At 69.0% G+C, this 26,698-nt stretch carries 25 protein-coding genes; 9 read left to right on the top strand and 16 right to left on the bottom strand.

Annotated features, from left to right (window positions below):
- The first annotated feature begins 71 nt into the window (after positions 1-71).
- The gene (locus tag ACLM5J_RS13085; protein ID WP_413656860.1) at positions 72-857 is read left to right on the top strand and encodes an IclR family transcriptional regulator; all 786 of its coding nucleotides are present in this window, start codon (positions 72-74) and stop codon (positions 855-857) included.
- Between the two features lies 1 nt (position 858).
- Here ACLM5J_RS13085 and ACLM5J_RS13080 read toward each other — a convergent pair whose 3' ends face one another.
- The 4 genes from ACLM5J_RS13080 to ACLM5J_RS13065 all read right to left on the bottom strand — a co-directional run bounded on the left by ACLM5J_RS13080 (position 859) and on the right by ACLM5J_RS13065 (position 4,754).
- Entirely contained in the window at positions 859-1,437 is a 579-nt protein-coding gene (locus ACLM5J_RS13080; RefSeq protein WP_413656859.1) for an excalibur calcium-binding domain-containing protein, read from the bottom strand.
- A gap of 320 nt (positions 1,438-1,757) precedes the next feature.
- Positions 1,758-3,149: an HNH endonuclease signature motif containing protein gene (locus tag ACLM5J_RS13075; protein ID WP_413656858.1), complete on the bottom strand. Its 1,392-nt coding sequence runs from the start codon at positions 3,147-3,149 to the stop codon at positions 1,758-1,760.
- Positions 3,150-3,230: 81 nt separating this feature from the next.
- Positions 3,231-4,010, bottom strand: a complete 780-nt coding sequence (locus ACLM5J_RS13070) for a TSUP family transporter (protein ID WP_413656857.1) — start codon at positions 4,008-4,010, stop codon at positions 3,231-3,233.
- A 24-nt stretch (positions 4,011-4,034) separates the two neighbouring features.
- Positions 4,035-4,754: an SDR family NAD(P)-dependent oxidoreductase gene (locus ACLM5J_RS13065; RefSeq protein ID WP_413656856.1), complete on the bottom strand. Its 720-nt coding sequence runs from the start codon at positions 4,752-4,754 to the stop codon at positions 4,035-4,037.
- Positions 4,755-4,911: 157 nt separating this feature from the next.
- Here ACLM5J_RS13065 and ACLM5J_RS13060 point away from each other — a divergent pair, with 157 nt between their 5' ends.
- From ACLM5J_RS13060 to ACLM5J_RS13035, 6 genes are all read left to right on the top strand, one after another.
- The gene (locus tag ACLM5J_RS13060) at positions 4,912-5,670 is read left to right on the top strand and encodes an SDR family NAD(P)-dependent oxidoreductase (protein WP_413656855.1); all 759 of its coding nucleotides are present in this window, start codon (positions 4,912-4,914) and stop codon (positions 5,668-5,670) included.
- A complete protein-coding gene (locus ACLM5J_RS13055) occupies positions 5,667-7,133 on the top strand; it encodes an AMP-binding protein (RefSeq protein WP_413656854.1) in 1,467 nt (488 codons plus the stop codon). The genes ACLM5J_RS13060 and ACLM5J_RS13055 overlap by 4 nt, the downstream gene beginning before the upstream one ends.
- A complete protein-coding gene (locus ACLM5J_RS13050) occupies positions 7,130-7,534 on the top strand; it encodes a VOC family protein (RefSeq protein ID WP_413656853.1) in 405 nt (134 codons plus the stop codon). Before ACLM5J_RS13055 ends, ACLM5J_RS13050 begins: the two co-directional genes overlap by 4 nt.
- Positions 7,531-8,295, top strand: coding sequence for an enoyl-CoA hydratase/isomerase family protein (locus tag ACLM5J_RS13045; protein WP_413656852.1), 765 nt, complete (start codon positions 7,531-7,533; stop codon positions 8,293-8,295). The genes ACLM5J_RS13050 and ACLM5J_RS13045 overlap by 4 nt, the downstream gene beginning before the upstream one ends.
- Before the next feature lie 140 nt (positions 8,296-8,435).
- Positions 8,436-9,494 carry a hypothetical protein gene (locus tag ACLM5J_RS13040; protein ID WP_413656851.1) on the top strand — a complete coding sequence of 353 codons (1,059 nt, stop codon included), beginning with the start codon at positions 8,436-8,438 and terminating at the stop codon, positions 9,492-9,494.
- Between the two features lie 62 nt (positions 9,495-9,556).
- A complete protein-coding gene (locus tag ACLM5J_RS13035) occupies positions 9,557-11,161 on the top strand; it encodes an ABC transporter substrate-binding protein (protein ID WP_413656850.1) in 1,605 nt (534 codons plus the stop codon).
- A gap of 65 nt (positions 11,162-11,226) precedes the next feature.
- On the opposite strand, the gene ACLM5J_RS13030 is transcribed toward ACLM5J_RS13035, so the two are convergent.
- Positions 11,227-12,093 carry a MaoC/PaaZ C-terminal domain-containing protein gene (locus ACLM5J_RS13030; protein ID WP_413656849.1) on the bottom strand — a complete coding sequence of 289 codons (867 nt, stop codon included), beginning with the start codon at positions 12,091-12,093 and terminating at the stop codon, positions 11,227-11,229.
- 176 nt (positions 12,094-12,269) lie between these two features.
- Between ACLM5J_RS13030 and ACLM5J_RS13025 the strand changes: the two genes are divergently transcribed.
- Complete coding sequence (locus ACLM5J_RS13025) at positions 12,270-13,190, top strand: SDR family NAD(P)-dependent oxidoreductase (RefSeq protein WP_413656848.1); 921 nt, start codon at positions 12,270-12,272, stop codon at positions 13,188-13,190.
- Positions 13,191-13,209: 19 nt separating this feature from the next.
- On the opposite strand, the gene ACLM5J_RS13020 is transcribed toward ACLM5J_RS13025, so the two are convergent.
- From ACLM5J_RS13020 to ACLM5J_RS12995, 6 genes are read right to left on the bottom strand one after another with little or no spacing between them, the layout of a single operon-like run.
- Complete coding sequence (locus ACLM5J_RS13020) at positions 13,210-14,598, bottom strand: MFS transporter (RefSeq protein WP_413656847.1); 1,389 nt, start codon at positions 14,596-14,598, stop codon at positions 13,210-13,212.
- Positions 14,591-16,261, bottom strand: a complete 1,671-nt coding sequence (locus ACLM5J_RS13015) for an AMP-binding protein (protein ID WP_413656846.1) — start codon at positions 16,259-16,261, stop codon at positions 14,591-14,593. Before ACLM5J_RS13015 ends, ACLM5J_RS13020 begins: the two co-directional genes overlap by 8 nt.
- Complete coding sequence (locus ACLM5J_RS13010) at positions 16,262-17,221, bottom strand: ABC transporter ATP-binding protein (RefSeq protein WP_413656845.1); 960 nt, start codon at positions 17,219-17,221, stop codon at positions 16,262-16,264. It abuts the gene before it with no gap.
- Entirely contained in the window at positions 17,221-18,222 is a 1,002-nt protein-coding gene (locus tag ACLM5J_RS13005) for an ABC transporter ATP-binding protein (protein ID WP_413656844.1), read from the bottom strand. The genes ACLM5J_RS13010 and ACLM5J_RS13005 overlap by 1 nt, the downstream gene beginning before the upstream one ends.
- 17 nt (positions 18,223-18,239) lie before the next feature.
- Positions 18,240-19,313, bottom strand: coding sequence for an ABC transporter permease (locus ACLM5J_RS13000; RefSeq protein ID WP_413656843.1), 1,074 nt, complete (start codon positions 19,311-19,313; stop codon positions 18,240-18,242).
- Entirely contained in the window at positions 19,306-20,247 is a 942-nt protein-coding gene (locus ACLM5J_RS12995) for an ABC transporter permease (RefSeq protein WP_413656902.1), read from the bottom strand. Before ACLM5J_RS12995 ends, ACLM5J_RS13000 begins: the two co-directional genes overlap by 8 nt.
- 210 nt (positions 20,248-20,457) lie before the next feature.
- On the opposite strand from ACLM5J_RS12995, the gene ACLM5J_RS12990 reads away from it, so the two are divergent.
- Positions 20,458-21,285: an IclR family transcriptional regulator gene (locus ACLM5J_RS12990; RefSeq protein WP_413656842.1), complete on the top strand. Its 828-nt coding sequence runs from the start codon at positions 20,458-20,460 to the stop codon at positions 21,283-21,285.
- A 20-nt stretch (positions 21,286-21,305) separates the two neighbouring features.
- On the opposite strand, the gene ACLM5J_RS12985 is transcribed toward ACLM5J_RS12990, so the two are convergent.
- Genes ACLM5J_RS12985 through ACLM5J_RS12965 form a run of 5 tightly spaced genes read right to left on the bottom strand, consistent with a single transcriptional unit; the run spans position 21,306 to position 26,698 of the window.
- A complete protein-coding gene (locus ACLM5J_RS12985; RefSeq protein WP_413656841.1) occupies positions 21,306-22,922 on the bottom strand; it encodes a class I adenylate-forming enzyme family protein in 1,617 nt (538 codons plus the stop codon).
- A gap of 11 nt (positions 22,923-22,933) precedes the next feature.
- Positions 22,934-23,758: an SDR family NAD(P)-dependent oxidoreductase gene (locus tag ACLM5J_RS12980; protein WP_413656840.1), complete on the bottom strand. Its 825-nt coding sequence runs from the start codon at positions 23,756-23,758 to the stop codon at positions 22,934-22,936.
- Complete coding sequence (locus ACLM5J_RS12975) at positions 23,758-24,360, bottom strand: PaaI family thioesterase (protein ID WP_413656839.1); 603 nt, start codon at positions 24,358-24,360, stop codon at positions 23,758-23,760. The genes ACLM5J_RS12980 and ACLM5J_RS12975 overlap by 1 nt, the downstream gene beginning before the upstream one ends.
- Positions 24,357-25,490: an acyl-CoA dehydrogenase family protein gene (locus tag ACLM5J_RS12970; protein ID WP_413656838.1), complete on the bottom strand. Its 1,134-nt coding sequence runs from the start codon at positions 25,488-25,490 to the stop codon at positions 24,357-24,359. Before ACLM5J_RS12970 ends, ACLM5J_RS12975 begins: the two co-directional genes overlap by 4 nt.
- A complete protein-coding gene (locus tag ACLM5J_RS12965; RefSeq protein ID WP_413656837.1) occupies positions 25,490-26,698 on the bottom strand; it encodes an acyl-CoA dehydrogenase family protein in 1,209 nt (402 codons plus the stop codon). Before ACLM5J_RS12965 ends, ACLM5J_RS12970 begins: the two co-directional genes overlap by 1 nt.

Genomic DNA, 26,698 nt, shown 5'->3' with positions numbered 1-26,698 from the left:
ACCAGCACAGTGGTCTGGGTCACCCGAATCGGTGTTAGTCTGCGGCGGCAGAATGTGGCAGGAGGTCAATCTTGAACGACGTTGATGGATCGTTCCCCCTCGTCTCCGACAAGGCACCCGCGCAACGTCCCGGCGTCGCCGAACGGTTGACTCAGATCTTGGATGTCTTCGCTTCCGGACCCGAGACGGTGCTTCTGGAAGACGTCATCCGGATCACCGAGCTTCCGCGATCAACGGCGTTTCGGATGCTCAACCAGCTGGTCTCCTTGGGGTGGTTGATCCACGCCGCGCCCGGCTACCGGCTCGGCGTCCGCAGCCTGACGCTCGGCACCGGTGCCACTACCGCCCACGATGCGCTCCGCAACGCGGCGTCGACGCCGTTGAGCAAGTTGCACATCGGCACCGGAGCCGTTGCCCACTTGGCGGTTCTCGATGGTCCGACGGTGCGGTACTTGGACAAGATCGGTGGCCCGTTCGCGGAGACGGTGCCGTCCCACATCGGCAAGAAGCTCCCTGCCGACCATTCGATCTGTGGGCTCTCGCTGCTCTCGACGCTCAGCCCCGAGCAGGTGGACACGCTGATCGACGGGCGTAGCGGCCGGTCGCCGCTGTGGGAGCATCCGTCGTTGCACGGCACGCTGCACCGGGTGCGTCGCCGTCGGTTCATGGCGTTCGCACCGGCGAGCCGAAGTCACATGAACATCGGGGTGGTCGCGGCCGCGGTGCCGATGCCGGACGGTTCGATGGCCACCATCGGCATCGCGGGTGTGGGCCTGGAGAACGTGGAACGCTTCTTCGGTCACGTCGTCCAGGCCGCCCAGCAGACCTCGCAAGGGATGCTGGCCCACACGGCCTGAGTCAGGATTCGCAGACGACGCCGTCGCCGTCCCGGTCGATGTACCAGGAGTATTCGGCGTCGACGCCACGGCGGTACGGCCCGTAGCCGGCGGCGTTGGCCTCGCCGCAGGTGCCGAACCGCGGGTCGGTGCTCGCCGCGGGCGGGGGCTTCGGCGTGCTTTGCTGCGGTGTGGCCTGCTTCGGGACCGCCGCGAGTGCCCGTACCTCGGCGACCCGCCGGTCGGCCCTCTTCCGCTCCTGGGCCCGCACCTTGGCGGTTGCTGCCTTCACAGCTTGACGCTGGGCCTTCGCCGCGTCGCTCTCGGCCGCGGCGACCGCCTCCTCGACGGCGTCCGCGACGGCTGCGTCGGCTGTCTCTTGGTCGACACTGGTGGCGGCTGCGGCCTGCATCTCGTCGGAGCTGTGTTGCAGCGTTTCGAGCTGGTCGCTGAGCGCCGAGATCCGGTCAGCGTCCTTGTCGTCGTTGCCGTCGTCGGTGCTTCCGCTGACACCGATCATCAACCCGAGGAGCCCGCAGATCACGCCCACCGACGTGCGCGTCTTCAGCCATGCCGGAACCTTGCTCTGCTGCTGGTTCATCCCTCGTCCCCTTCACGTTCGACGTCCTTGGCAGCACGGTAGGAACCAACCGCGGACCGCGGGTGGCCGTTGCCGAGGCTGAACGCGAAAGTTGTCATCTGCACGATAAGTTCCGCAGCGGTGGGACGGCGGCGGACTAGACCGCGGCGGGCACGTGGAGCGGGCGGGCAGCGCGGCCGAGGCGCGCGTGTAGCGAAGGCGCGACTGGGACGTGGCTAGCGGCAGCTGGGAGTGCGCCCTGGCGAGCGGGCACCACGATGGCGCGCCGCTGCCTTCGGTGACCGTGTGGTTCCGGAGGTTGCGGGCTTCTTGGGGTAGCGCTAGTCGAGGAGGACGGTGCCGACGGCGGTGACCAGCCAGGCTCGTCCGCGGTGGTCGGTCCAGAGGTAGTTGCCGTCTTTGGTGCGTTGGTAACGCCAGCGGCCGTGGGTCTTGGCCAGGTGGTGGCGTCTGCATAGCGGCGCCAGGTTCTCTGGCCGGGTTTGGCCCGGCGGCCCCGTCTCGTCGTAGGCGGTGATGTGGTCGAGGTCGGCGTCGGCTGAGCTGCGGGTGCAGTGCGGGAAGACGCAGTGCGGATCGCGTTGACGGACCTGGTCGGCCATCCAGGCCGGTGGGTCGTGCCGGTCCACGAAGCCGGTGCGGTTCAGGTCGATGACCGGGGTGATCGTGGCGATGGAGCCGTGGCGTTGGAGCCAGTCGGTGAGCTGTTCGACGAGCACCGGACCGAGCTTGTCTGCGTCGGCGATCGCGAGGTCGTCGGTGCCGAAGAGATCGGTGAGCGTGGTGTGCACGAAGACCCGCAACCCGCGCCGCGGTGGTCGAGCTTGTCGAGACCCCCGGTCGTAGTCGCGGGAGTGATCTCGACAAGCTCGATCCCCGGAATCCCGGTGGTCGAGCTTGTCGAGACCTTCGAAGTCGAGGGTGTCCTGCGCCTCGGCGATGGACCCGAGTGCCTTCGCCTTCCGCTGACCCAGCGTGTCCACATCTCCAGCGCGGCGTAGCTTTTCGGCTTCTTCGCAGACCAGGTCGTGGAACCGGGCCAGGTCGAGCGAATCGCCCACCACGTCCAACGTGGAGGTGCCCGAGGCGGTGCCTTCCGGGCCGTGCTTGTGGGTGAGCGTGACGTCCCAGTCGGCCTTGGAGAGGGGCCCGGTCTTGTCGCGGATCAACTCGGGGTGGAACTTGGTGACCGCCATCGCCAGCGTGCGTTCGATGGTCGGCCAGCCATAGCGCTCACCAACACCAAGCTGGGTATCGAACCAGGCCGCGGCTTCAGCGGAGAGTTTCCTGGTCAGCTCCGCAACCCGGCGCGCCTTCCAGCCTGGGACTTCCAGGAGTTCGACCTTGGCCCAGAGCCGCGGGAGCCGGTGGTGCAGATCGAGGGTGTCCGCAAGCAGGCTCATCGCGCCCTGGCGGGTGAGGTTGGCGGCGACCGCGAACTCTTCCGCTGCGAACGCCGCAACCGCCGGCGTACCGGCGCCGCCCAGCACATCGTCCAACTCCAACGACGCCAACGCGGGGTCGTCGGACCACGAAGCCGCCGCGCCGCCGTCGATGACCGGGTTCACGACACACCACTGGTGGGCCAACCGCAGCTGCCGCCGAGCCAGCACCAACGAGGATTCGTGGCTCTCGGAGATCACCGCAAGCAGGCATCCCGCATCGAGGTCAGTGACCTCATACGGGGTGTGCGTGGCATCGATCTCGATCATGAAAACAGTCCATCACGACCCTCCGACACAAAGATCGGTGTGGGAACTTGATCTCGACAAGCTCGATCAACAGGGGCTCGATCACCACACCCCGATGACCTCACCACCCAGCCGCACCACGAACGCACCGACCACGACGATGAAGAAGATGCGGACGAAGCCGGCGCCACGGGCGACGGCGGTGCGAGCGCCGAGGTAGCCGCCCAGGAGGTTGCCGGCGCCCATCAGCAGGCCAAGCTTCCACATCACGGCGCCGGTAGGGATGAAGAGCAGCAGGGCACCGAGGTTGGTGGCGAAGTTGGCGAGTTTGGCTTTGGCGGAGGCTTGCAGGAAATCGTAGCCGAGCAGCCCGACCAGGGCGATCACGAAGAAGCTGCCGGTGCCGGGGCCGAGGACGCCGTCGTAAGCGCCGATCACGAAGCCGACCAACATCGCGGCCACCACATGGCGGTGCCCCTCGAAGCGCAGCTCGGTGCTCTCCCCCAGGTCGGGCCGGAGCAGGACGTAGGCACCGACCACGATCAACGCGGCCAGGACGATCGGGGTGAACGCCTCTTTGGGGATCAGCCTGGCCGCCAACGCTCCGACGAAGGCGCCGGTCAACGCCAGCACCATCATCGGCACGAAGGTGCGCGGGTCCGGTCGCAACCGCCGGTAGTAGGTCGCGGCACTCGTCGCCGTCCCGCAGATCGAGGCCAACTTGTTGGTCGCCAGGATCTGCACCGGCGAGGCACCCGGCACGCCCAGCAGCAGCGCAGGCAGTTGCACCAGCCCACCACCACCGACCACGGCGTCCACGAACCCCGCGGCGAAGGCAGCCACCAGGAGGAGGGCGACGACTCCGAGACTCAACTCATCCATCGCCTCGAACCTAACCCGGCAGCGTCAGGCGGTGGCACCGCCGTCCACCACGAAGTCGGCGCCGGTCGCATAGGAACTGGCTGACGACGCCAGGAAAGCGACCATCCGGGCGATCTCGTCCGCAGAACCCCGACGCGGGATCGGCAGATGGCTGAAGTCCGAGCTCCGGTCCGCCACCATCGGCGTCTCCACAGCGCCCGGACAGACACAGTTGACCCGGATCCCCTGCGGAGCAAGGTCCAACGCCGCCGAGCGACTTGCCCCGCGCAACCCCCACTTGGACGCCGAGTACGGCAGTGCCCCGGGGTAGCCGCGCACCCCGGCCGTCGACGAGACGTTGACGATCGAGCCACCGCGCGGCATCACCGCCGCGACCGTCTGCATCCCGAGCATCGGCCCCAGCAGGTTGACGTCCAGCACCAGCCGCAGCGTCTCCTCCGCCCAATCCGCGAGCTCCCCGCTCCGCAGGATCCCGGCGTTGTTCACCAGCACGTCGACCCGCCCGTGGTCGGCGACCACCGCGTCCACCACCCGCTGCCAGTCGGCTGCCGACGACGTGTCGAGCTGGTAACTCTCCGCCCCGATCGACGCCGCCGACGCGGCCACGCCCGCACCATCGATATCGGTCGCGATCACCGTCGCACCGAGCTCGACGAAGAGCCGTGCCTCCGCAGCGCCCTGGCCGACGGCGGCCCCCGTCACCAACGCGACCTTGTCGTCCAACCGCACCATCGGTTCGCTCATCGTTCCTCCTCAGGACCACCCGCCCCCAGACCCTAGTGGCGACACGCAGATCCCCACGCCCGACCTGGGCGCATGCTCCCGTCAGACGGGAACCCGGCGCGGAGCCTGCAACCCCAGCCAGCATCATCAGCTCAACCCACTCATCAAGGAGAGAGCCATGGAGCCCTACGACGCACGCCCACTGGCGGGCCGCGTGGCACTGGTCACCGGGGCCGGCCAAGGCGTTGGCCGCGGCATCGCCATGCGCCTGGCCGCAGCCGGCGCCAAGGTCGCCGTCAACGACCTCAGTCCGGCCCGCGCCGACGCCGTCGCCGCCGAGATCCGCGACCACGGCGGCGACGCCCTCGGCCTGGCCTTCGACGTCACCGACGCCGCTGCCGCCGAGACCGCCGTCAACGGTCTCGAGATCGACATCCTGGTCAACAACGCCGGGGTACCGCCAGGTGGCGGCCGCCCCAACAGGTTCGCCGAGATGCCGCCCGAGGACTGGCAGTTGCAGATCGACCTCAACCTGGCCGCCCTGATGCGCCTTACCCAGCTGGTGATCCCCGGTCAGGCCAAGCGCGGTTGGGGCCGGATCATCCAGATCTCCTCGGGAGCCTCGGCCCGCGGGCTCGCGATCGGGGTCGCCGCCTACGGTGCCGCGAAGGCCGGTGGCGAGTCCCTGATCCGCCACCTCGGCGTCGAGTACGGTCCCGCCGGGATCACCGCCAACTCGTTGGCCCTCGGCCTGATGGAAGGTGTCGGCCGCGCCGGAGACCCAGGCGTCGACCGGTTGATCAATTCGATCCCGATCGGCCGCCTCGGCCGCCCCGACGACGTCGGCGAAGCCTGCGTCTGGCTCTCCTCCGAGGCCGGTGGGCTGGCCAACGGGCAGGTCATCCATCTCAACGGCGGAACGGTCTTCGGCCGATGAGCGATCCCCTGATCCCGATGGGCGACGTGCTCGCCGCCCATGCCGCCAGTTACCCGGACCGGACCGCGATCTCCTGCGGCGACGACGCCCTCAGCTATCCGCAACTCGCGGCCGCGACCGACCTCGCCGCGGCCCACCTCGCCGACGCGGGCGTCGGCCCCGGTGACGTGGTGGCGATCGCGCTGCCCAACAGCATCGACTTCCTGGTCGCAGCGTTCGCGGCCTGGCGCCTCGACGCCGTCCCGTTCCCGCTCGCCGCCCATCTACCGGCCCGCGAACGCGATGCCCTGCTGGCGTTGGCGAAACCCGCCGTGGTGATCGGCGAACCACACCCCGACTGGACCACCCTCAGCCCGGCTGCGCTCCGCGCCGAGCTGCCCGCCGAGCGGCTGGACCAACTGCCGCGTCCGACCGGTGAGCAGCCCTGGAAGGTGATCGGCTCCGGCGGCAGTACTGGCCTGCCGAAGCTGATCATGGCCGGCGTTCCGGCCCTGGTCGACCCGAGAGTGCCGCGGTACACGATCGGCACCGACGACACCGTGCTGGTGCCCGGACCGCTCTACCACCAAGGCCCCTTCATCTTCGCCACCGCTGGGCTGCTGACCGGCGGCAGCGTGGTGATCACGCCGCGTTTCGACGCCGGCGAGACGCTCGGACTGATCGAGCGCCACCAGGTCACCTGGGCCTTCCTGGTGCCCACCATGACGCACCGGATCTGGCGCCTGCCTGAGCCGCAGCGCCGGGCCGCGGACCTCTCCAGCCTCCGTCTGCTCTTCAGCACCGGCGCACCCTGGCAGTCCTGGCTCAAGCAGCACTGGCTGGAGTGGCTCGGCCCCGACCGGGTGATCGAGTGGTACGGAGGTACCGAGGAACAAGGGGGCCTGCGGATCACCGGCACCGATGCGGTCGACCATCCCGGTGCGATCGGTCAGGCCGACGACGACGTCCGGGTGGTCGACGCCGACGGTCTGCCGTTGCCGCCCGGTGAGATCGGTGAGCTGGTCTTCCGGTCCCGGGCGAGCGGCCACCACACCTACATCGGCAGCACCGCTGCGACCGGCGAGTGGCGCGGCTACGGCGACCTCGCCTCGATCGACGCCGACGGCTGGGTCCGGCTCGCCGACCGGCGGACCGACATGATCGTCTCCGGGGGCGTCAACGTGTATCCCGCCGAGGTGGAGAGCGCTCTGGAGTCCCACCCGGAGGTGCAGAGTGCGGTGGTGATCGGCCTCCCCGACGAGGATCTCGGGCAGTACGTCCACGCCGTCGTCCAGCTCGACGCCAGCACCGACAGCGCCTCCGCCGAGGAGGAACTGCGCACGCACCTGCGTGACCACCTGGCCGGCCCGAAGATCCCACGCCGCTTCGAGTTCGTCGAGCATCCGTTGCGCGACGACGCCGGCAAGGTCCGCCGCTCGGCGGTCCGCGACCAACGACTCGCCGCCCTGGAGGCAACCCGATGAAGTTGACCAAGCCCGGCCTCGACCTGGGCATCGTGGTGCGCGACGTGGAACGCTCGCTCACCTTCTACCGTGACCTGCTCGGCCTTGAGGTGCGCGGCGACATGAACGTCCCCGGTGTGGGGCGCCTACTGCTGCTCGACGTCGGCAACAGCACGCTCAAGCTGGTCCAGCTCGACCGGGAGATCGAGATCGAACCGGAGCCGGGCGGTCTGCGTGCCGGCGCCGGCGGCATGCGTTACTGCACCTTCAGCATCAGCGATCTCGACGACGTCGTGGCCACCTGCCGCGACGCCGGCTACCGGATCGGGATGCGCCCCACCACGATGGGCCCCGGCGTGCGGGTGGCCGCCGTCGAGGACCCTGACCAGAACTGGATCGAACTCATGGAGATCACCCGATGACCGTCACCCACCACACCGAAGGCCACGTCGGCCTGATCACGCTGGACCGACCGGAGAAGCGGAACGCGCTCAACGCCGCGATGATCGACGGGATCGTGCACGGCCTGCTCGCTCACGAGGAGAACCCTGAGGTCCGGGTGATCGTGCTGACGGCGACCGGCGAGAAGGCGTTCTGCGCCGGGATGGACCTCACCCGCGTCGGCGGCTCCACCGAGGGCTCTCCCGCGCCCCGCCCGGAGACCGCCACCTACCTGCGTCTGATCCAGGAGGGCAGCACCAAGCCGCTGATCGCCGCGGTCAACGGCACGGCCGTGGCCGGTGGGTTCGAGCTGGTCCTGGCCTGCGACCTGGTGATAGCCGCCGACCATGCGCTCTTCGGCCTCCCCGAGGTCGCCCGCGGCCTGGTGGCCGGCGCCGGCGGCACCTTCCTTCCCCTGCGGATCCCTCGCGCCGTCGCCTTCGAGTTGGCGCTGACCGCGTTGCCGATCAACGCAGCACGGGCCTACGAGCTCGGGTTGGTCAACCGGGTGGTGCCGGGCGACGCCGTCCTGGCCAGTGCCCTGGAGCTCGCGCACGCGGTCGCCGCGAACAGCCCCAACGCCGTCCGGGTCACCCGTGGCCTGCTCCGCGACGCCTCCGAGCTGGCGACCGCCGAGGCCTGGGAACGGGTCAACGCCGCCATTCCCGGGGTCCTGGAGAGCCCGGATGCCCGCGAAGGTTCGCGCGCTTTCTTGGAGAAGCGCCCCGCGAACTGGGCCTGATCCGCTCTCCGATCCAACCCAGTGAAACCTGGCCCTGGCTCGCACCGCCGCCCGCCTAGCGTGACGGACGCCACAAGGCAACCGCACGTTCCACTCGGTGGTTGCGAACCAGGCCAGGTGAGTTGGAAGGAGACAGGCAGATGCATCCAGATCGAGTGCGACGGGCCTTCACGCCCGTGGTTCCTCCGCGTTTGGTGCCCGACATGTACACCGACGACGAGCAGCAGCGGCTCTTCACGGTGCTGCGACAGGAGGGGCCGTGGAGTTCGATCGCGGCGCAGACCTTCTCCAGCGCCGAGCAGTACCTCGCGGTCGCGGGCGGCGGCCAGCAGGGGCGCACCGACCTCAAGCTGAGCGACCTGATCACCCCGACGTTCCGGGGCTACTTCGCGCAGCAGGCGGTGGCTCTGCACGAAGAGGTGCAGGACATCTTCTACAGCTCGAAGCTGCTGAACCTGGTCAAGGGCATGTTCGGCGCCAAGTACGCGCTGCCGGCCCAGTTCTTCTTCAACCTGCGTGCCCCTGCCCACAGCCTCGACGCCGGTCACTTCGATCCCCAGTCCTGGCGTGGGATGGACATGATGAAGCTGCCGGTCTGGCTCTCCGCGGTGATGGCGAAGTCCGGCCTCTTCGACCGTTGGGAGGTGCGCACCGGCCAGGTGATCACCTACTACTACCCCAGCGCCGAGGACGGCGGCTTCACCTATTGGCCGGACGGCCCGGCAGCCGCACCGGCCCGGTTCCCAGCGCCGTTCTGGAACGACGCGGTCGTGGTCCACAACCCGCGGATGTTCCACCGCGGCGAGGCGAGCGGCCCCCGTGACCGACGTGCCAACCCCGAAGGCTTCAGCCTGGAGAGTGTGATCGCGGCCGAGGGTGACGACGCCTGGTCGATCAAGAACGGCGACCAGGTGCTGCGCACCTATGCGGCAAGCGAGATGCGGTTCCTCTTCCACTACGGCGCCCGGGTCTTCGACGACCTTGCCGAGGTGACCCGCTACTACGACCACACCGACGACCTCACCGAAGAGATCATCTTCGACCTGCTCATCACTGACCTGCGGTCCCGCGGCATCGCCTTCAGCGAGCCCTCGGACCCCTGGAACGACGACACCTTCGTCGCCGTCCTCAAGGACGCCTACGCCATCTCGCCGGCGTCCTACCCGGCCGAAGCGCCGGTGGACCAGGTGCCGGCCTGAGCCGCACCAGCACTTCGCACCACCCACCAACGCCCGATCGGGCTGCACCGAAGGAGGCTCGGATGAACCGAACCCGAAGCACGAAACTCCACGCCCTTGTGGCCGTGGGACTGGCGGCCGCCCTGGTCGCCGGATGTTCCTCCGCCGAGTCCGGCGGAGGTGGCAAGCAGGACGCCGTCGACCTCTCCTCGATCCGTGAGGGGTTCCTCGGCAAGGACAAGGGCGGCGACGCCGTCGAGGGTGGCACCCTGAGCATGGCCTCGTTCGCCGAGCCGCGCTCGCTCGACCCGGCCGTCACCATCGCCGCGTTGACCACCGGTGGCTCGGAGATGCTCAACATCTACGACTCGCTGATGCGTTACGACGCCAACGACCAGAGCTTCGTGCCGCAGATGGCCGAGGGGATCAGCACCGAGGACAACATCACCTGGACGTTGAAGCTGCGCGACGGCGTGCTCTTCTCCGACGGCTCCACCCTGGACTCGGCCGCGGTCAAGGCCAGCCAGGAGCGGTACGCCTCGATGCCGGCCCCCGAGGCGGCATTGTGGAACGCCAACGTCACCACGGTCGAGACCCCCGACGCCTCGACCGTGGTCTACACGCTGAACAAGCCGTGGGTGCAGTTCCCCGGCATCCTGACCACCGGCCCCGGCATGATCGTCGGCAAGGCCTCCGGCGCGGGCGAGACCTTCAAGCCGGTCGGCGCCGGTCCGTTCACCCTCGGCAAGTGGGCCCCGCAGGAGTCGCTGACCCTGGACGCCCGCAAGGACTACTGGGGCGGCAAGCCGAAGCTCGACGCCGTCAAGTTCGTCTACCTGCCGAACGCCCAGACCGCGATCGACTCGCAGGCCAAGGGCGAGATCGACGTCGCCTTCATCCGTGAGCCCAACCAGGTCGAGGACGCGCTGAAGAACGACCCGCACGGCGTGGTCAACATGACCGCTGCGCAGAACAGCGCGCTGATCAACGCCAGCGAAGGCCGTCCGGGTGCGGACCCGCGGGTCCGCAAGGCGATGCAGTTGGCGATCGACACCCAGCTGCTGACCGAGCGTGCCTTCAGCGGCGCCGGCGGCGGCAGCCCGACGATCTTCCCGGAGTACTCGCGTTGGCACGGCAAGACCCAGGGCCTGGCCTACGACCCCGAGGCCGCCAAGAAGCTGCTGGCCGAGGCCAAGGCTGACGGTTTCGACGGAAAGATCGAGTACACCGACGGCTCCGACCCGGCGTCGCGCGAGACCGCCTTGGCCGTCAAGGCTCTGCTCGAGGCTGTCGGTTTCGAGGTGGAGACCGTGCTGACCCGCACCGTCGCCGACCTGATCACCAAGGTCGTCGTCGACCGCGACTACGACGTCTCGGCCTGGGGCCACTCGTTCCGCGAGCCGGACCCGATCCCCAAGATGTTCGCGATCCTGCACAGCACCGGTACCCAGCTGTACGGCTCGCAGACGAGCCCGGAGATGGACGCTCTACTGGAGAAGTTCCAGGTCGCGCCCACCTACGAGGAGCAGAAGGCCGTGATGGACGAGATCCAGCAGCGGGTCAACGAGGACGTGCCGTTCCTGACCTTCGGTCCGTACGCCGAGACCGTGCTGTGGAACGACAACGTGCGCGGCGTCCTCGGCGCAGGCAACTCGATGGTCCTCTACGCGAAGGCGTGGAAGAGCTGACCTGAGCATGAAGAACGGCGCCGATCCGCAGTGCGGGTCGGCGCCGTTCTGTCTGTTCACGGAACCTAAGAGAGGATCAGCGCGCCGGCATGCGTGAGCACCGGCGCATCGTCGCGTTCGACGCAGGTCGCCAACAGCTGCAGGCGATCCGCCTCACGCCACATCCGGAGACGGAGCGTCTCCCCCGGCGTCAGGGTGCCGGCGAAGCGGACCTCGAGCGCCGCCAACCGGGCGGCGTCGCCGTCGAGCAGCTCCTCGACCACCGCACCGGCCAGGATCCCGTAGGAGCAGAGCCCGTGCAGGATCGGGGCCTCGAAGCCCGCCGCCCGTGCGAATGCCGGGTCGGCGTGCAACGGATTGAGGTCGCCGTTGAGCCGGTAGAGCAGAGCCTGGTCGGGCCAGGTCGCCCGCTCCACGACCAGGTCCGGCTCCCGTGCCGGCAGCGCTGCGTCCTCGGTCGGACCCGCTTCACCACCGAAGCCGCCCTCACCCCGAGCCCAGATCTGCATCCTGGTGGTCCACAGCAACTCCCCCGCCGGATCGACGGCGCTGTGCTCCAGCACGATCACCGCTGCCTTGCCCTTGTCCCACAGATCGGCGATCCGGGTGGTGATCGTCGCCTCGCCGATCGCGGGCAACGGACGATGCACAGTGACCGCCTGTCCGGCGTGCAGGATCCGGCGCAGGTCGATGTCACAGCCGGTCAGCCGCAAAGCTGTCGGCGCCAGCTCGCCGGCCGAGGGCCCCTGACCGGCCACCAGGGCGAAGGTCGGCAGCACCTGGAGCTCCTGCTCGTAGGTCCAGCGCAACTGCGGATCGGCGCCGCGGCCGGCTCCCAGCGACAGGTGGTAGAGCAGTACGTCGCGGGTGGTCCAGCTGATCGTCTTCGTCGTCGGCGGTGCCGCCATCGCGGCGGCAAGGTCAATAGGCACAGCGCCCTCCTCATGGTTGGACCTCCGACCTTGCCGGGCATTCCGGCTCGGGGTCGGCCAGGTCCCACCCAGTTGATCCCCGCGCCACCATCTGACGGGACCTCGCCGATCTCGGAGGCTGCGAATCCCTAGGTTCGACAGGGATACGACTGCATTCGAGAAGGAGCGACAACACGATGGGCACTACCGATCTGAGCGGCCGCGTAGCCGTTGTCACCGGGGCCGGGGCCGGCCTCGGGCGCGCCGAGGCACTCGCTTTGGCCGTTGCAGGCGCTGACGTCGTGGTCAACGACGTGGGCGACGCTGCCGACACCGTGGTCGCCGAGATCCAAGCACTGGGACGGCGGGCGATCGCGGTCAAGGGCGACGTCAGCGATTGGCAGTTGGGCGCGACGATGGTGGAGGCCGCCGTCGCTGAGCTCGGCTCGCTGGACATCGTGGTGAACAACGCCGGAATCATTCGCGACGGCATGCTCTTCAACCTCACCGAGAAGATGTGGGACGACGTCATCCGGGTCCACCTCAAGGGCCATGCGGCGTTGTGTCACGCGGCATCGGTGCACTGGCGTGCGCAGGCCAAGAGCACCGGCAACCCGGTCTCGGCCAGCATCGTCAACACCGCCTCGGAGGCGTTCCTCTTCGGCGGGCCGGGCCAGTCGAACTACGCCGCGGCCAAGTCCGGCATCGTTGCGCTGACCCTCTCGGTCGCGCAGGGGATGAGCCGCTACGGCGTGCGCGCCAACGCGATCGCACCCCGGGCCCGGACCGAGATGACGGCCCACGTCTTCGAGGACCCGACGGAGGCCGGCGGCCTCGACATCCTGGCCCCCGAGCGGGTCGGCACGATGGTCTCCTACCTGGCCTCGGACGCCGCGGCCCAGATCAACGGGCAGGTCTTCGTCGTCTACGGCGACATGGTCGCGCTGCTCGCGCCGCCGACGGTGGAGCAGAAGTTCACCTCGTCGACCGGCGCCTTCAGCACCGACGAGCTGGCCCAGCTGGTCAGCCCGTACTTCGAGGATCGCCCGGCTGCGAAGAACTTCGCGGCCCGCAGCGTGGCCGCGCTCGACACCACGGGTGTCGGCAACAAGAGCTGAGCACCGCGGGCGGCCGGGGTCAGCCGACCTCGGCCGCCCGTCCCGCGGCGCGCGCCAGGAAGAGGCAGCAGAGCGCCGCCGCCACCGAGATCACCACCCCGGTCAGCGATCCGGCGACGAAGCCCGACTCGACCGGGTGCCCGGTGACGTCGGTGTGCTGGGCCAGCACCGCGACCGAGAGCGCGCTGCCCGTGGCGAAACCGGCGAACCGCATCACCATGTTGAAGCCGAGCGCACTACTGGTCTCGTGGTGCGGCACGACCCGCAGCATCAGCCACGGGATCGCGTTGAAGGTCGCCCCACTGCCCAGACCGCCGATCGCCATCACCAACGCCACCTGCCAGAGGTGGTCGTGCCAGCCGGCCAGGATCAGGTTGGCGCAGGCGAAGAGCAGGCAGCCCACCGGCAGCACCAGGTCCGGACCGATCCGTGGCCCCAACCAGAGCGCGAGCCGGTTGCCGACCACGCTGGCTGCCGCGTACGGCGTCATCATCAGGCCCGCCATCGGCAGCGAATGTCGGAGGCCGAAGCCGCCGTCGTTTCCGCCTTGGACCAGGACCACGACCATCGCCATCATCAGGTACATGCCGATCCCGGCGAGCAGCCCAGCAGCGTTGGCACCGATCACTCCGTGCCGCAACGCCAACCGGAGATCGACCAATGGCGCATGCACGCGGAGCAGCCACCAGGTGCAGAGCGCACCCAGCAGCAGCCCCAGCCCGCTGAGCGTCACCGTCCGCGGGTCGGTGTAGCCCCAGGTCCCGGACCGGCTGAGTGCCAACAGGATCGCCACGGTGGCGGCACCGAGTAGGACGGCGCCGACCCAGTCGACACCTGAGGCGACCACTGCCGCTGACCCGGGCACGGTCCACACCGCAACAACGAGCGCGACCAGCGCCAGCGCACCGGCCAGACCGAAAGCACCCTTGACGCCGACCAGATGCGCCACTCCGGCAGCGACGGGGAACCCGACGCCGACGCTGACCACGTTGGCCACCGAGAGCGTGGCTGCGGCGAGCCGTCCGCGTTCATCGTCCAAGGCGTCACGGACCACCGCGATCGCCAATGGCGAGACGCCGAAGCCCAATCCCTGCAGGACGCGGCCTGCCACCAAGCCACCGAAGCCGAGCGGCAGCGCAGCGAGCAGGCAGCCGATCACCACCACGATCAGCACCACGATGATGGTGGGCTTGCGGCGTCGGCCAGCCCCGATCCGTCCGAGGATCGGGGCACTGACCGCAGCCGTCAACAAGGTGCCGGTCAGCGCCCACTGGGCGCTGACCAATCGGACCCCCTCGTGCTCGGCGATCGCCGGGACCAGCGGTGCGCCCAGTGAGGAGACGACCCCGGTGATCAGGGTGAGGACCACCATCGCCGGGATCAGGAACCTCGTGGGCCGATCAGCCAACCGATGTCGCTCCTGGCATCAGGCCGATCCGGCCGTGGCTGCGGAAGGCATCCTCGAGCTCGATCCGCGCGGCGTCGTCGAGGAGGACGTAGTCGGTGCTCCGACCGACCCGCGTCCAGACCGGGTCGGCACAGAGCCAGCCCTCCGCCCGCAGCGGGCCCTTGCTGACCTTGTTGCTGCCGGTCAGCGGCAACCGGTCCACCACGCGGATGAACCGGGGCCACCACTTGGCCCCCATCTCCGGCTGAGCACCGACGAAGGCGACGAACGCGGCGGCGTCGAACTCCGCACCGGCCTCCAACTCGACGGCACACATCACCTGGTCGCCGGTGCTCGGGTCGGGGACCGCGTAGACCGGTGCTGCCGCCACACCGGGGGCGCGCTGCAGGAGCCGCTCCAACGGTGCCGCGGAGAAGTTCTCGCTGTCGACCCGGAGCCAGTCCGAGGAGCGTCCGGCGAACCAGAACCACCCGTCGGCGTCACGGTAGGCGAGATCGCCGGACCAGAAGTCCTCGCCGCGGATCCGGTCCGCCATCGCTCCGGGGTTCTTGTAGTACCCCTCGAACGAGCCGGCCGCACCGATCGCGACCATCTGGCCGACGGCCTCCTGATTGAGCAGCCGGCCCTGGTCGTCGAAGGTGGCGCGCGGGCACTCCACGCCGGTCTCCTCGTCCAGTACCCGCACCTCGACGCCGACCGGCACACCCAACGAACCGCTCGGGGTGTCCGGGGTCCGGTTGATCCGGAAGACCCCTTCGCTCAGGCCGTAGCCCTCCAGCACGTCGCAGCCGAAGCGGGCCGAGAATCGGGCCACGTCGACCTCGGAGGCCTCGGTGCCGAAGGCCAGCTCCAGGGTGGAGGTCGCGTCGCGGGGGTCCTGCGGAGTACCCAGCACGTAGGAGAGGGCACGCCCCACGTAGTTGACGAAGGTCGCGCCGTAACGGTGGATGTCAGGTCCGAAGCCGCTGGCGGAGAACTTGCGGGTCAGCGCCACCGTTGCGCCGGTGGCCATCGCCGTTGCCAGGTTGAGCATCACGGCATTCCCGTGGAACAACGGCATACACAGGTAGGCCACCGAGTCACGTCGCATCCGGACCCGGTCGATGAGGGTGTCGGTCAGGGTGCCCAATCGGCCCTGGCTGACGATGACGGCCTTCGGGGCGCCGGTCGAGCCGGAGCTGAAGAGCAGCAGGGCGAGGTCGCTCGGGGTCGGGGTCACCGCAGGCAGCGGCGCGCCGAGATATCCCTTGATCTGCTCGGCATAGGCGTCGCTGTCGACGTTGAGCACCCGGTTCTCGGGCACCCCGTGGTCGGTGCCGGTAACGAGGTGGGCGAGCTTCTGCTCGGTGATCACCACGTCGACATCGGCGTGGCGGATGTCGTCGGCCAACTCCGGTCCGCTCCGGCTGGCGTTGATGCCCACCACCACCGCACCGGCCATCGCGCCGGCGCCGATCCAGAAGACGAAGTCGGGGACGTTCTCCAGCAGCACGCCGATATGCACCTGGCGATCCGCGGGCGACGGCACGAGGTCGGCGAGCAGCGCGGCCCGGGCCGAGCTCTCATCGACCACCTCGGCCCAGGTCCAGCTCTGGTCCTCGAACCGCAGACCGACCTTCTCGTCGCCGGCACGGGACCGGACGATCTCAGCAAAAGTACGCATTCACAACTCCACGTGATGGCAGGCAACGAAATGGTCAGGAGCAGCTTCACGCATCTCCGGCTCCTCCGCAGCACACCTCTCGGTGGCCAGCGGACAACGGGTGCGGAAACGGCATCCTGAGGGCGGGTCGATCGGCGAGGGCAATTCGCTGTTGCGCTCGGCGACCTGCTCGGTCTCCAGGTCCGCACCGGGAAGGTGGGCCTCCGGGACCGAGTCGATCAACAGCAGGCTGTACGGGTGCAGGGCATGCTCGGCGAGCCGGTCCGCAGGGACGACCTCACAGACCTTGCCCAGGTACATCACCATGATCCGGTCGCTGATGTTCTTCACCACCGCCAGATCGTGGGCGATGAAGATCATGCTCAGCCGGTGACGTTCCTTGGTGTCTTCGAGCAGGTTCAGGATCTGCGCCTGCACCGAGACGTCGAGGCTGGAGACCGGTTCGTCGCAGATCAGCATCCGCGGGTCGAGCATCAGGGCGCGGGCGATGCAGAGGCGCTGACACTGCCCACCGGAGAGCTCGTGCGGTCGGCGGTCCCAGACCACGTCGGGGTCGAGCCCGACGGCGCTCAGCATCGAGCGGATCTCCTCGTCGCTCACCGACCGGCCGCGCATCCGTGGACCTTCGGCGACCAGGTCCTTGACCTTCCGTCGCGGGTTCAGCGACGAGACCGGGTCCTGGAAGATCATCTGCATCGGCGACCGCTGACGGCGCAACCTGCGCCCGGCGTAGCCGGTGAGTTCGTCGTCGAGCAGCCGGACCGACCCGGCCGTGGGGCGCGGCAACTGCATCACCGCACGGCCCACCGTGGACTTCCCGCAGCCGGACTCTCCGAGGATGCCGAGCGTCTCGCCGTCCCGGACGTCGAAGCTCACCCCGGAGACCGCGTGCACCTTCTGGCCGCCGCCGAGCGGGAACTCGACCTTCAGGTCGGTCACGCTCAATACGGTCTCGACCATCATCGTCCTCCTTGGTTCACCGGGTGGAAGCAGGCGTAGTGGTGCTGTTCGTTGTGCACGGCCGGGGTCAGCTCGGGCAGGGTCAGGTCGCAGTCGTCCTGGCGGTGCCGGCAACGGGCCGCGAACCGGCATCCGCTCGGCGGGTGGATCAGGTCCGGCGGCGCGCCGTTGATCGCGGCCAGCCGGCGGTGCGGGGGCTCCTGGAGCCGCGGGATCGCTTCCAGCAGGGCCTCGGTATAGGGGTGTTGCGGAGAGTCGAACAGCGTGCGCGCGGAGGCGGTCTCCGAGATCCGGCCGCCGTACATCACCGCGACCCGGTCGGCCCGGCCGGCAACGACGCCGAGGTTGTGGCTGATCAGGATGATCGCCATCCCCAGCTCGGCCTGCAGCTTGGCCAGCAGGTCGAGGATCTGGCGCTGCACGGTGACGTCGAGCGCGGTGGTCGGCTCGTCGGCGATCAGCAGCGCCGGATCGTTGGCCAACGCCATCGCGATCACGACGCGCTGCCGCATACCCCCCGACATCTCATGCGGGAACTGGTCGATCCGGCGACGGGGGTCGGGGATGCCGACCAGGCTGAGCAGCTCGATCGCCCGCTCCTTGGCGGGTCTGCGGCCCAGACCGCGGTGCTTGCGCAGGGTCTCGGTCAGGTGGACGCCGATCCGCTTGACCGGGTTCAACGCCGTCATCGGGTCTTGGAAGACCATCCCGATCTCGGAGCCCCAGAGCTGGCGCAAGGATCGCGGGTCGAGCTTCTGCACATCGCGGCCGGCGAAGAGCACCTCACCGGTGATCGTCTTCATCGGTCCCGTGGTGTGCAGCCCCATCACGGTGCGGCCGAGCACGGACTTGCCGGACCCGGACTCCCCCACGATGCCGAGCGTCTCGCCGCGCCCCAGCTGGAAGGAGACGCCGTCGACCGCGGCGAGGTCGCCGCGCGGGGTGTGCAATACGGTGCGCAGATCGTTGACCTCGAGCAACGGGGTCTCGGTCTGATTCATCATTACTGGCTCCTCGCCTAGAGCTGGGCCTGGCGAGAGTCGAAGCGCTTGCGGGCCCGCTCGCCGAGGAGGTTGAAGGAGAAGACGGTCAGGAAGACGACGACACCGGGGACCAGCACGATGTGCGGGTGCTGCTCGAAGGTGGACCCTTCACCTTCGGCGATCATGTTGCCCCACGAGGGTTCCGGTGCCTGGATGCCCAGACCGAGGAAGCTCAGCGAGGCCTCCGCCACGATCAGCACCGAGACGATGACCATGCCGTAGGAGAGCAGCGGAAGCATCACGTTGGGCAGCAGTTCGCGGCCCATGATCCGGATGTTGGAGGCACCCATCGAGCGGCCGGCGAGGACGAACTCGCGCTGCGCGAAGGTGAGAGTGTTGGCCCGGGCCATCCGGATCATGCTCGGCAGCGCCATCAGGGAGAGCCCGAAGGCGATGTTGCGCAGGCTCGGCTCCAGCACGGTGGCGAGGGCGATCAGCAGGATCAACGGCGGCACTGCGAGCAGCGCATTGGTGAAGATCCCGACCACGGTGTCGGTGGTCTTGCGGAAGTAGCCGGCCAGGATGCCGATCGCGCCACCCACCACCATGCCGATCAGCACCGCACCGATGGAGACCACCAACGAGGAGCGGGCGCCGTAGAGCACGCGGGCCATCAGGTCGAGCCCGAAGTTGTTGGTGCCCAGCGGGCGGTTGGTCAGCAGGTCCGGGCGGGCCATCGTCGGCTCGCCGAGGGCGGCGGCCAGGTTCTGGCTCTCGCCGAGTGGTAGCCACGGCACGAAGATGGCACCCGCCAACAGCAGCACCAGCCAGGTGCCGCAGAGCCAACTCGTCAGGTCGAAACCGGCACCCCAGCGGCGACGGCCGAGCGCCGACCCACCCGAGTGCAGCAGCGCGAACGCGACGACGAAGGCGAGCAGTTGCCACCAACCCCGGTTGGCCATCGCGCCGATGGCGACCCCGAGAACGATCAGACCGAGGAGCAGCGGGAGCAGACCGCGGAGCAGGCTGGGCCGACCGCGCAGCACGGGAATCTTCTTGGCCGGCTTGCCAGCGGCCGCTGGCTTGGCCAGGTCCACGACGTCAGACATGTGCCCTCCTGATCCGGGGGTCGAGGTAGCCGTAGGAGAGGTCGATCAAGGCGTTGGTGACGACGTAGACGACCGCGATCACCAGGACTGCGCCTTGCACCATCACGTAGTCACCGGCGTTCGCGGCGCCGACCACCAGCGAACCCATACCCGGCAGGGCGAACAGATACTCGACGATCACGGTGCTGCCGATCAGCCGTCCGAGACCGATGCCCATCAGGGTCATCAGCGAGAAGGACGACGGGCGTAGGGCGTCGCTGAACAGGATGTGGACGGTGCCCATCCCCTTCGCCTTCGCGGCCAGGATGAAGTCGTCCTGCAAGGTGGTCACCAGGTCGTTGCGCAGGATCCGGGTGAACATCGCGGTCTCGGCGAGCGCGATCGTCAACGCAGGAAGGAAGGCGTGATACAGGTTCTGCCAGACGCCGTCCTCCAACCGTGACCATTGCGCGCGCGGGAACCAGCCCAGGGTGTTGGCGAAGATCAGGATCACCAGCAGACCGGCGAGGAAGCTCGGGATCGACAGCACACCGATGGTGCCGGCCGAGACCATCCGGTCGATCCGCCCGCCCTGGCGGTGGGCGGACCACATCGCCAGGGGCACGCAGAAGATCAGCGCCATCCCCATGCCGAGGACCGCGAGCTCGACGCTGACCGGAAGGGCAGCACCGATCCGGTCGGCGATGTCGGTATAGGGAGGCACCACGGAGGTGCCCAGATCGCCTTGCAGGGCGTCGGTGAGCCAGTTCAGGTATCGCGTGATCAACGGGTCGTTGAGACCCAGGTCATCGCGCACCTGCGCATAGGCCGCTTCGCTGTGGCCCTCGCCCAGGATGGAGACCGCCGGATCGGTGTCCATCAAGGACACCATCCAGAAGGTTCCAAAGCTGACGAGGAACAAGACGGCCACCAGTTCGGCGCACCGCCGGAGCACTTTTCGCAAATGCCCAGCCTCTCTCCCTCACCCGACACCGGCCGCTCTCGCAGCCCGGCGCGGAAACCTTGCCTGACGGGGACAGCCCACCAAGCCGAACCCGCCATTCAAGCCCGGCTCCCATCAGATGAGAGCAACGAATTGGGGGCTGCCCAATCAACCAAGCAAGTGCTAGGTTAAGAGCTCCGAACGAACGGGAGGGAGTCGTCAATGACCGTCACTCAGCCCTATCTGGACGAGCAGAGCGAACGTGTACCGCGCCCTAGCGTGGTCGAGCGCGTCACCCAGATCCTCGATGTCTTCATGCTGGGCGAGGAGTTCCTGATGCTCGAGGACGTCACCGCCTTCACGGGTCTGCCCCGATCCACGGCGTTCCGCATCCTCAGCCAGCTCACCGAGCTCAACTGGCTGGAGCACGGGCCACGAGGCTTCAGCCTCGGCACCCGGGCCACCGGACTCGCCTCGCGGACCCGCAACACCTACGACGACGTCCGCGGTGCCGCCGGCACCGCCCTCAACGAGCTCCACGCGGCGACCGGAGCGGTCGCCCACCTCGGCGTCCTCGAAGGTGCCCGCGTGCACTACCTGGACAAGATCGGCGGCGCCGCCTCCGGCACCGTGCCGAGCCGGGTCGGTGGCCGCTTCCCGGCGGATCACACGGTCTGCGGCAAGGCGCTGTTGGCCTGCCTGGTCCCGGAGAAGGTGGACAGCCTGCTCAGCGTCAGCACCACTCAGCGTCGCCGCACCCTCGACCTGCCGTTGCTGCACAACCAACTGAACTCCATCCGCCGTCAGCACGGGCTGGCCGTCGACTCCGCCGAGCAGTGCTCGATGGGGATCACCGCCGTCGCGGCACCGATCATCGGCCCCAACGGCGCCGTCGGCGCGATCAGTCTGGCCGGCAAACAGGCCCTCCCCCTCGACCGGGTGGCACCGATGGTCGTCCACGCCGCACGGCGTACCGCCGAGGTGCTCTTCCCGGGATGGAAACAGCCACGGGCAGGTCGTCTCAACCCACCCGTGGCTCGTGCGCTGTAAGAGCTAGCGCCTGCTCAGTCTCACCCCACCTCGATGTCGCGCCGGTTCACCTTCCCGGTCGCGTTCCGCGGCAGAGGCGCGGTTCCGATCTGCCAACGGGTCGGGATCTTGTACCGCGCCAAGCGCGACTCGAGGTGGTCACGCAGCATCGCTTCGGTGAGCTCGGCCCCGTCGCGAGCCACCACCACCGCGGCGACCGCCTGACCCATGTCGGCGTCGGGTACCCCGAGCACGATGCACTCGGCGACGCCGTCCAGCTGAGCCAACTGGTCCTCCACCTCGGCCGGGTAGACGTTCTCGCCACCGCGCAGGATGAGGTCCGAACGTCGGCTGCAGATCCTCAGCTTGCCTGCGTTCAGCACCCCCAGGTCACCGGTCCGGAACCAGCCGTCGGCAGCACTGCTGGCCGCGGTCGCCTCGGGATTGCGCCAGTAACCCGACATCACCAGGGGGCCGCGGATGTGCACCTCCCCCTCGACGCCGTCCGGCACCGGCCGGTCAGCGTGGTCGCAGACCCGCACCTCCATCGTCGGCACCGCGCTGCCCACGGTCTCCGGGTCCTCGTTCAGCTCGGCCGGCGTCGCCAAAGTGGCCGCGGACGACGACTCGGTGAGTCCGTAGGTCGTGCCGAACGCCTTGGCTGCTTGCGGAACAGCCTCCCGGAGCCGGGCCTTCAGGACCGCCGAGGAGGGCGCACTGCTGACCGAGACGTTGGCCAGCGACGAGAGGTCGTAGCGGCTCAGGTCCGCCTCGACCAACCGGTGCAGCATCGTCGGCACCGCACCCCAGTTCGTCACCCGTTCCCGCTCGATCAGGGCGAGCACCTGATCGATGTCGAAGCGGCCCAGGTGGATCACCGCGGTGTCGCCGATCGCCAGTCGGATCACCGCCAGGTTGTGCAACGCCGCGATGTGGAACAGCGGCGTCGCCAGCAGGTAGCGACGGTTCGACGGTGCGTGGCCGAGCTCGGCCGCGACGGCATCGTTGAGCAGATGGAACCAGAGCGCCGCGACCATGTTGCGGTGACTGTGCGTGGCGCCCTTGGCGCGACCGGTGGTGCCGCTGGTGAAGAGGATCACCGCGGCATCGTCCTCGGCCACCTCGACCTCAGGCAGCTCGGCGGCGGCGAACTCCTCGACCAGCGCCCAGAACTCGTCCTCGATCGCGATCACCGGCACTGCGTCACCGGACAGGTGCTCACGGCGTGCGGCGTCGGCGACGACCACCACCGGTTCCGTCAGCTCCAGACCGTGGGCGACCTCGGGGGCGGCCCACATCGAGTTGCCGCCGACCGCGACGGCACCGATGCTCACCGCGGCCCAGAACCCGATGATCCACTCCGGTCGGTTGGCGCTCAGCAGCATCACCCGATCGCCCTGTCGCACGCCGTACCGGTCCCGGAGCGCGGCGGCGAACGCCGCGACCATCCGGTAGTGGTCGGTGAAGGTGATCCGATGCTCGGTGCTCACCAGATACTCGGCGTCGCCGAAGAGCCGCGAGGTCTCCAGCAGCTCCAGCAGCGAGCGATGCCGGTGCGCGAAGACCGACATCGCGTGGCCACGCACCAGCTCGGTACGGATCTCGAATGCTTCGCCCGGCGCAGTGAGCCGGGCAATCACGTCATTGCGGTTAGACATCGGCTTCTTTCCTAGCGGATGGTGAGCTGGCCACCGTCGATGTTCCAGCACTGGCCGGTCACCCAGGCCGCCTGGTCACTGGCCAGGAAGACTGCGGCATGAGCGACCTCGACAGGCTCGCCGGCGCGGCCCAACGGCAGGTTCGTGTCCACGTAGGCGTCCCAGGCGTCCTGACTCCAGTCGTCGAGGCGGCTGGTGGCGGTGACGCCGGGGCATAGCGCGTTGACCCGGATGCCACGTCGGCCGAGCTCCTTGGCGGTCGAGGAGGTCAGCGACTGCACGCCCGCCTTGGACGCCGAGTAGGCCGCCGTCCCCGGACCGCCGAGCTTGCCGCCGATCGAGGAGATGTTGACGATGCTGCCCTCACCGTCGCGGGCAACCGTGCGCCGTGCGAAGGACCGGGTCATCAAGAAGGTGCCGCGCAGGTTGACCGCGATCACCTTGTCGAACTCGGCGACGTCGAGGTCCAGGACGTGGACCCGGTCGTTGCCGCGTGAGGCGGCAGCGTTGTTGACCAGCACCTGCGCCGGACCGAGTTCTGCCTCGACGGCGTCGAAGAGCTGCTCGACGCCGTCCTCGGAGGCGACGTCGGCAACCATCGGCAGTGCCTTGCGGCCGAGGGCGCGGACCTCGTCGGCCACCGACTCGATGTCGCGCCACCCCGCTTCCTTCTCGTCGTCGGGGTAGAACTCCGGGGACCGGCCGGTGCCGGTGATCACCACGTCGCAGCCGGCGCGGGCCAGCTCGACGGCGACGGACCTGCCGATCGAGCGCATCCGCCCGGCGCCGGTGACGATCGCGACCTTGTTCTCCAGGCCGGTCAATGCGTAAGACATCAGAGTTCCTCCTTGAGCGCGATGAAGAGGCCGCGAGCCTCAGCGGTACGGACGCCGTTGTGTTCGATCCAGCCTTCGGCGACGGTCTTGCGGCCGTTGATCTCGACGATCCGGGAGAAGAGCTCCAGCGGCTCGTCGAGCGGCGTGCGATGGTGGTAGGTGAGCTCCAGCGACGCGGTCAGCGCCCTGGTACTGCGGGCCTGCATCAGCGTCCCGAGCATGCAGTCCATGATGTGCGCGACGTAGCCGCCGTGCAGGGTGTCCGTCGGACCCTCGAAGAGGGCGTTGGCCACCACGGACGCGCGAGCGGAGTCCTCGCCGAAGCTCAGCTCCATCGGGAAGGCGACCGGGTGGAAGGGGAAGAGCCGGTGGCTGGCCTCGGGCCCCTGGGCCCGGGCCCGGGCGGGACCGTCGAAGTCACCGCGCAGCACCCGCGGACGACGCCGCTGCCCGAGCAGCTGCGTCACCTCACGGAGTCGGGCGGTCGCCGAGCGCAGCTCGGCGACGCCCATGTCGGTGGTCGCGGAGACGAGCATCAGCTCACGCGTGGCCTCGGCAAGATCGAGCGCGGCCTCGCGGTGGTCGACCACCTCGGTGCTCATGCAGGCGCTCCGATCGGCGGCGCCTGCTCGATCACGGCGCCGAGCTCGGCAGCGATCTGGTCGGCACCGCCGAGTGAGAAGGCGAGCTGCCGTCCCCATAGGAAGTAACGGTGGATCGGGTAGTCGATGTCGGCGCCGATGCCACCGTGCAGGTGCTGGGTGGCGTGGACCGCGCGCAGGCCGCCCCGGGCCGCCCAGTACTTGGCGACCAGGACTGCGGCTGCGGCCTCCTGGACCCGGCCGGTGTCGAGTAGCCAGGCTGCGCGCGTGGTGGTCAACCGGATCGCCTCGGTGTCCAAGAAGGCGTCGGCGGCACGGACCGCGACCGCCTGGTTGGTGGAGAGCGGACGACCGAACTGCTCGCGGTGCGAGACATAGTCGGCGGTGGTGGCGAGCGCCTCGGCGCAGACGCCGATCTGCACGCCGGCCAGGCCGAGCCGCAACCGTTGTTGGATCCACTCCGCGACGTCGTCGCCACCGAGGAGGTCCGACGAATCGACCCGGACGCCTGAGAGCTCGAGATTCGCGCCCGCACCACGGAAGGTGGTCGCCACCGGCACCCGGCGCACGCCCTCGGCCGCCAGGTCGACGATCGCGACGCGGACCGAACCGTCGGCCAACTGGACGCCGAGGACCGCCGCCGCAGCACGGTCCGCCGCCGGCACGCCGACCGCGGTTCCCTGCACCAGCAGGGTCTCGCCGTCGAAGCTGCCCCGGAGCCCGGCCTCTCCGCCGACACCGTCGAAGCCCGAGGTGACCAGCACCTCGCCGGAGATCAGCGGGTCCAGGTAACGGCTGCGCGCAGCCTCGCTTCCGAACTCCGCGATCGGCAGTGCGGCGCCGGCGACCACGGCCACGAACGGCACCGGAGCGACGCGTCGTCCCTGCTGCTCGGCGATGGCGACGAGGCCGAGCAGGCCCATGTCGCCGCCACCAGCCGATTCCGGGAGCACCGCGGCCAGCAGGCCGGCGTCGGCCAGGGTCTGCCACAGCTTGCCGTCGAAGCCGCCCTCGGACCGCTCGACCGCGACGACCTTCTCGACCGGGGCCTGATCGGTGAAGATCTGTTCGGCCAGGTCGGCCAGCGCGGTGAGGTCCTCCCCGCGCGAGAATTCCATCTGGCTGCTCATCAGCGTCCTGCCTTCTGCACGTTGTCTTCACGGCGACGGGCGGCGAGCGTCATGCCGAGGCTCTTGGCCGCGACGATCTCGCGCATCACCTCATTGGTACCGCCGCCGAAGGTGTTGTTCTGGGCCCGGCGGGCCAGGGTCTCCACGCGCCCCTCGACCGCGGCGCCGGTGCTCCCCGGACGGAGCAGACCGTAGCCGCCGAGTACGTCCTGCAACCGCCCGTAGGCGGTGACCACGGCCTCCGTGCCGAAGATCTTGGCGGCAGCCGAATCGCCGCCACCCAGCGTGTTCGCAGCGACGTCGGCGACCAACCGCAGGCTGTAGAGGTCGGCGGCCGCGAGCAGCGCGTAGACCTCGGCCAGGGTGGAACGCACCCACGGCACATCCAGCAGGACGCCGTCGCCCACCGGCTGCGACTTCGCCCAGGCCAACGTCTCGTCGAAGAGCTCGTTGGCGATCCCGTTGCGCGCAGCCAACGCGACCCGCTCGTGGTTGAGCTGGTTGGTGATCAGACCCCATCCCTTGTTCAGCTCGCCGACCACGTTGCTCTGCGGGACACGAACGTCCTCGTAGTAGGTGGCCGAGGTGCTGATCCCGCCGACGGTGTGGATCTCGGTGACCGAGAAGCCGGGTGAGCTGGTCGGCACCAGGACTACCGAGATGCCCTGGTGACGGGGTGCCTCGGGGTCGGTCCGCACGGCGAGCCAGATCCAGTCCGCGAAGACACCGGCGGAGGTGAAGATCTTGTTGCCGTTGATCACCAGGTCGTCACCGTCGATCGCGGCGCGGGTCTGCAACGACGCGAGGTCGGTACCGGCGCTGGGCTCGGTGTAGCCGATCGCGAAGACGAGCTCACCGGAGAGGATCTTCGGGAGGAAGAATTCCTTCTGCGCCTGGGTGCCGTGCGCCATCAGGGTCGGCGCCACCGTGTTCAGGGTGACCAGCGAGAGCGGCGCACCAGCACGCAGCGCCTCGTCGTAGAAGACGTAGAGCGCCTCGGGGTTCTCCCCACGACCGCCGTACTCCTCGGGCCAGCCGAGGCCTAGCCAGCCGTCGGCGCCCATCTTCTGGTAGATCCGGTCGAAGACCGGCCCGCCTTCGGTCTGGTCGACCAGGGCCGCACGGTCCTCGTCGTTGATGATCTCGGCGAAGTAGTCACGCAACTGCTGACGCAGTTGCCGCGAGTCCTGCGAGAGTTCCGGATGCAT

This window comes from Nocardioides sp. Bht2, assembly GCF_047308515.1.
Classification (GTDB): domain Bacteria; phylum Actinomycetota; class Actinomycetes; order Propionibacteriales; family Nocardioidaceae; genus Nocardioides.
Note: the sequence above shows the minus strand (reverse complement) of the source record. Positions and strands in the feature narration are given on the sequence as shown.

Coding starts and splice junctions, on each gene's coding strand:
- ACLM5J_RS12980 (WP_413656840.1), bottom strand. CDS start 23,758: ATGTCTTACGCATTGACCGGCCTGGAGAACAAGGTCGCGATCGTCACC.
- ACLM5J_RS13070 (WP_413656857.1), bottom strand. CDS start 4,010: ATGGATGAGTTGAGTCTCGGAGTCGTCGCCCTCCTCCTGGTGGCTGCC.
- ACLM5J_RS13010 (WP_413656845.1), bottom strand. CDS start 17,221: ATGGTCGAGACCGTATTGAGCGTGACCGACCTGAAGGTCGAGTTCCCG.
- ACLM5J_RS13040 (WP_413656851.1), top strand. CDS start 8,436: ATGCATCCAGATCGAGTGCGACGGGCCTTCACGCCCGTGGTTCCTCCG.
- ACLM5J_RS13025 (WP_413656848.1), top strand. CDS start 12,270: ATGGGCACTACCGATCTGAGCGGCCGCGTAGCCGTTGTCACCGGGGCC.
- ACLM5J_RS13060 (WP_413656855.1), top strand. CDS start 4,912: ATGGAGCCCTACGACGCACGCCCACTGGCGGGCCGCGTGGCACTGGTC.
- ACLM5J_RS13065 (WP_413656856.1), bottom strand. CDS start 4,754: ATGAGCGAACCGATGGTGCGGTTGGACGACAAGGTCGCGTTGGTGACG.
- ACLM5J_RS12965 (WP_413656837.1), bottom strand. CDS start 26,698: ATGCATCCGGAACTCTCGCAGGACTCGCGGCAACTGCGTCAGCAGTTG.
- ACLM5J_RS12975 (WP_413656839.1), bottom strand. CDS start 24,360: ATGAGCACCGAGGTGGTCGACCACCGCGAGGCCGCGCTCGATCTTGCC.
- ACLM5J_RS12990 (WP_413656842.1), top strand. CDS start 20,458: ATGACCGTCACTCAGCCCTATCTGGACGAGCAGAGCGAACGTGTACCG.
- ACLM5J_RS13055 (WP_413656854.1), top strand. CDS start 5,667: ATGAGCGATCCCCTGATCCCGATGGGCGACGTGCTCGCCGCCCATGCC.
- ACLM5J_RS13080 (WP_413656859.1), bottom strand. CDS start 1,437: ATGAACCAGCAGCAGAGCAAGGTTCCGGCATGGCTGAAGACGCGCACG.
- ACLM5J_RS13000 (WP_413656843.1), bottom strand. CDS start 19,313: ATGTCTGACGTCGTGGACCTGGCCAAGCCAGCGGCCGCTGGCAAGCCG.
- ACLM5J_RS12970 (WP_413656838.1), bottom strand. CDS start 25,490: ATGAGCAGCCAGATGGAATTCTCGCGCGGGGAGGACCTCACCGCGCTG.
- ACLM5J_RS13035 (WP_413656850.1), top strand. CDS start 9,557: ATGAACCGAACCCGAAGCACGAAACTCCACGCCCTTGTGGCCGTGGGA.
- ACLM5J_RS13045 (WP_413656852.1), top strand. CDS start 7,531: ATGACCGTCACCCACCACACCGAAGGCCACGTCGGCCTGATCACGCTG.
- ACLM5J_RS13075 (WP_413656858.1), bottom strand. CDS start 3,149: ATGATCGAGATCGATGCCACGCACACCCCGTATGAGGTCACTGACCTC.
- ACLM5J_RS13050 (WP_413656853.1), top strand. CDS start 7,130: ATGAAGTTGACCAAGCCCGGCCTCGACCTGGGCATCGTGGTGCGCGAC.
- ACLM5J_RS12985 (WP_413656841.1), bottom strand. CDS start 22,922: ATGTCTAACCGCAATGACGTGATTGCCCGGCTCACTGCGCCGGGCGAA.
- ACLM5J_RS13005 (WP_413656844.1), bottom strand. CDS start 18,222: ATGAATCAGACCGAGACCCCGTTGCTCGAGGTCAACGATCTGCGCACC.
- ACLM5J_RS13015 (WP_413656846.1), bottom strand. CDS start 16,261: ATGCGTACTTTTGCTGAGATCGTCCGGTCCCGTGCCGGCGACGAGAAG.